The organism is Bradyrhizobium guangdongense, from assembly GCF_006483445.1.
In the GTDB taxonomy this organism is placed as follows: Bacteria; Pseudomonadota; Alphaproteobacteria; order Rhizobiales; family Xanthobacteraceae; genus Bradyrhizobium; species Bradyrhizobium guangdongense_A.
On the sequence record NZ_PPPT01000182.1, the window covers coordinates 1 to 3093 of the forward strand.

At 64.0% G+C, this 3093-nt stretch carries 4 protein-coding genes; 2 read left to right on the forward strand and 2 right to left on the reverse strand.

Features of this window, described 5'->3' with window-relative positions:
- Positions 1-107 precede the first annotated feature (107 nt).
- The gene (locus C2U70_RS25355) at positions 108-881 is read right to left on the reverse strand and encodes a protein phosphatase CheZ (RefSeq protein WP_186294460.1); all 774 of its coding nucleotides are present in this window, start codon (positions 879-881) and stop codon (positions 108-110) included.
- A 313-nt stretch (positions 882-1194) separates the two neighbouring features.
- Between C2U70_RS25355 and C2U70_RS25360 the strand changes: the two genes are divergently transcribed.
- Positions 1195-2001: a L,D-transpeptidase gene (locus C2U70_RS25360; protein WP_140981362.1), complete on the forward strand. Its 807-nt coding sequence runs from the start codon at positions 1195-1197 to the stop codon at positions 1999-2001.
- Positions 2002-2114: 113 nt separating this feature from the next.
- On the forward strand, positions 2115-2330 hold the full coding sequence (locus C2U70_RS25365; RefSeq protein WP_140981363.1) for a hypothetical protein: 216 nt from the start codon (positions 2115-2117) through the stop codon (positions 2328-2330).
- A gap of 71 nt (positions 2331-2401) precedes the next feature.
- Here the strand turns inward: C2U70_RS25365 and C2U70_RS25370 are convergent.
- A partial coding sequence (locus C2U70_RS25370; protein ID WP_140981364.1) for a DUF2076 domain-containing protein occupies positions 2402-3093 on the reverse strand: 692 nt, incomplete at its 5' end.

The window sequence follows — 3093 nt, forward strand, 5'->3', positions numbered from 1 at the left end:
TCGAGATTCCGGGTTCTCGCTTCGCGAGCTCCGGAATGACGTAAAGGCCAAAAAACAAAAACGCCGGCCCTCGGGCCGGCGTTTTGTTTTGTCTCTATTGCGTCCGCTCAGTCGAACAGCGCGTCGATGTCGTCCTGCGAGGCGTGGCCGACGTCGCCGGCGAGCTTCGGGCCGTTGAGCAGTTTGGAATCTTCGTCGCGGGTGTCGACGATCGGCGTGGCGTGCGCCTTGATCGCGTCGACGCCGCCCCAGATCTCCATCATCGCATTGATGTGCTGCTCGATGAACTTCATCGTGTTCATCACCTTGCTGATGCGCTGGCCGGTGAGATCCTGGAAGTTGCAGGCCTCGAAGATCGAGATCACGCGTTCCTGGATGTCGTCGGCAAGGCGCTTCTGCTGGTCGACCGAATCCACCTTGGAGAGGGCGCTCGCCGCCTGGTCGATCGACTCCGCCGCTTCGAGGATCTGCTGGGTGGCCTGTTCGGTACCGCCGACGACGGCGCCGAGCTCGCCATTGACCTTGGCCATCTCGCCGCCGTCAAAGCTCTTGCCGTGCAGCGTCGCGATCTCGCGTTTGGTGCGGTTGATGGCGTCGTGAATGAGGTCGAGCTCGACCTTCAGCTTCTCGCACTGTTCGATCTGGGCGCGGTAGGTTTCCAGCATCGCGCGGGTCTCGGCGACTTCATGCGCGACGACGGCTTCGGGCGAGGCCGGCGAAGCGTGTGCGGCATGGGAATTTCTTGCCATCTGGGCGCGGATGGCGCGCAACTCGGACATGATCTCGCTATGCATCGGCGCGGACTCGTCGGTCATTTCGGGAATTAGCACTTCGCCGACGATACCTTCCTCGGCACGAAAACGTTTGCGGTGAACAGCCATTCTGTACTCCCCCCACCTCACTCACGCGGCCTTTCTAGACCACAGCGATTTAACATGAGGTTCACGCGAGGAACTGTCGTGCAACCGCTTCCGATTGCGCGAAAAGGAGCGGTTAACCATGCGGGCGCGCCGTTCACCGAAAATAAACGCTAGTCGCCAAATCCGGCGTCCGTTGACGACGTGGTGAATCAAAACGCGGTTTCCGTTTACCAAACGAAGCGGCTTTTGATCTTAAGTGGCCTCGTCGCGAGGGCAGATCAGTGAAGCGCTCGTCGCGATGAACGGCACAGACGAAACAGTACAGAGTACGTCGATGTTCAAGAAAATGTCCGTCGCGCTGCTTGGCGGCGCGTGCACCCTCGTTGTCGGCGTCGATCCGGCATCCGCGATCGACACCGCAATCCCCGCAGAGCCAGCCGCGACCTACGCGCGTGAGCAACAGCCCCAGCCGGTGCGCGTTGCCTCCAACGAGCGCGCGGGCATGGGCGGCGGCTTCATCGAGTTCCTGTTCGGCGACCGGCCGCAGGGACAAGGGCAAGCCTACTATCCGCAGCAGCAGCCGATGTATCAGCAGCAGCCGGGCTATTACGATCCGCGGCAGTTGCCGCCGATGGGCCAGCCGCAGATGCAGGGCGCGCGGCAGGACGAGGCGCTCGATCCGCGCCAGCGCCAATTCGATCCAAAATTCGAGAAACAACTTGTTGACTATCACGGCAACGAAGGCAGCGGCACCGTCGTCGTCGATACGCCGAACAAGTTCCTCTATCTGGTGCAGGGAGGCGGCAAGGCGATGCGTTACGGCATCGGCGTCGGCCGTCCCGGATTCACCTGGTCCGGCGTCAAGACGATCTCGGCCAAGAAGGAATGGCCGGCCTGGACGCCGCCGCCGGAAATGCTGGTGCGCCGTCCCGATCTGCCGCGGCACATGGAAGGCGGGCCGGAAAATCCGCTGGGGGCCCGGGCGATGTATCTGGGCTCGTCGCTCTATCGCATCCACGGCTCCAACGAGCCCTGGACCATCGGCACCAACGTCTCCTCCGGCTGCATCCGCATGCGCAACGAGGACGTCATCGACCTCTACGGCCGCGTCAATGTCGGCACCAGGGTCGTGGTGATGTGAGGATCGCGCGGCCTCGCTGATGCCGCGGATGTGAGCAATCGTGAAGTCGCGGCGTATGGTGCGACAAGGCCGGAAGCCTAGCTACGCATGGCAACTTAATCTGGAGCAATGCGATGCGTACAATCTTGGCTTTAGGACTTCTCGTCGCCCTGACCGCCACGGTCAGTGCGGCGCCGGTGCACCACAAGCGGCATGCAGCGCCTGCCGCTCAGACCTTCGCCCCCCAGCTCACGCCGCGCGCGGCTGAGGGCTATGCCTATGTCCCTTATTCCACCCCGTACTCGGCGCCAGCGAACTACGGCAATCCCTACCAGAACTGGGGCGGCTGACGTCACCGAGTTCCATTGAAACAAAACGGCCGCCCGGTGGGCGGCCGTTCTGTTTTGGGACGCAGGCTCACTCAGGCGTAATCGCTGCCGCCGTCATCGCCCCCGCCGAAATCGCTGTCGTCATTGTCAAAGCCGTCGTCATCATCGTCCTGGTCGTCGTTCGACGCCTGGTCGAAATAGCCCTGACGCGAGTCTTGCTGCGGCTCATCGCGATGACGCGAGCCGATGTCGTTAAGGCCGGCATCGCGGGCCAGCGAGCCACCGGACTGGTCGCCGCTCCACGGGCTGGAGCTACGGTCGCCCAGGGCATTGGTATCGCCGAAGGCCTGCCCGTGCGATCCGCCCATCATGCCGCGGATGCTGGAGAGCAACAGCGAGCCGCCGACGACGCCGGCTGCGGCCGCAGCCGCCGTGCCCAGGAACGAACCGCCGCCACCGCCGACCGGCGGGGCGCCATAGCCCTGACCATAGGGCTGACCCTGACCATAGCCGGGCGGCTGCGCCTGCTGCATCGCCTGACCGGTGTTCCAGACCGGGCGGCTGTCGCGCGGCGGCACGTTCGGGACCGAGCTGCGTGACGACCCGCCGCCGAACAGCGTGCCGCGCATCGAATCCAGGAAACCACCGGACTGGTTCTGCTCAGGTGCATGGCTCGCCTCCAATTCCTGGATGCGGTCATTGGCACGCTTGAGCGCTTCGTCCTGCAGCAGCACGGTCTGCACCAGGGCATAGACGGCGCCCGGGGCCTTGCGCAGGCCGTCGG